Here is a 617-nt window from a genome sequence, read left to right on the forward strand (position 1 = left end):
GGGTGGTCGCCAACAAGGGGGCGCCGGGTGCCGACGGCATGACGGTCCACCAGCTGGCCGACCACCTGAAAGAATGCTGGCCAACGCTGCGCGAGCGGTTGCTGGCCGGTGAGTACCACCCCAGTCCAGTCCGAGCCGTCGAGATCCCCAAGCCCAAGGGCGGGACGCGACAGCTCGGCATCCCCACGGTCACTGACCGGCTGATCCAGCAGGCGCTGCTGCAGGTGCTGACGCCGATCTTCGATCCGGGGTTCTCCGCATCGAGTTATGGCTATCGGCCCGGGCGCAGTGCCCAGCAGGCCGTCTCGGCGATGAAGGCCCATGTCACCGCCGGCCACCGCTGGGTGGTCGACCTCGACCTGAAAGCCTTCTTCGACCGGGTGAATCACGACCTGCTGATGGCGCGGGTCGCGCGCCGCGTCCGCGACAAGCGAGCGTTGCGCTTGATCCGGCGCTATCTGGAAGCCGGGATGTTCCAGGACGGCCTGGTCGCGCCACGCCGGCAGGGCACGCCCCAGGGCGGACCACTCAGCCCGCTGCTGGCCAATATCCTGCTGGATGACGTGGACAAGGAACTGGAACGCCGCGGCCACCGCTTTTGCCGCTATGCCGACGAC

At 68.2% G+C, this 617-nt stretch carries 1 protein-coding gene; it reads left to right on the forward strand.

The window, feature by feature from the left end:
• Positions 1 to 617, forward strand: a 617-nt coding sequence (gene ltrA / locus Q673_RS28510) for a group II intron reverse transcriptase/maturase (RefSeq protein ID WP_023006132.1), incomplete at both ends; no start/stop codon positions are given.

The sequence above is a fragment of the Halomonas sp. PBN3 genome (assembly GCF_000475415.1).
Taxonomy (GTDB): Bacteria; Pseudomonadota; Gammaproteobacteria; order Pseudomonadales; family Halomonadaceae; genus Halomonas; species Halomonas shengliensis.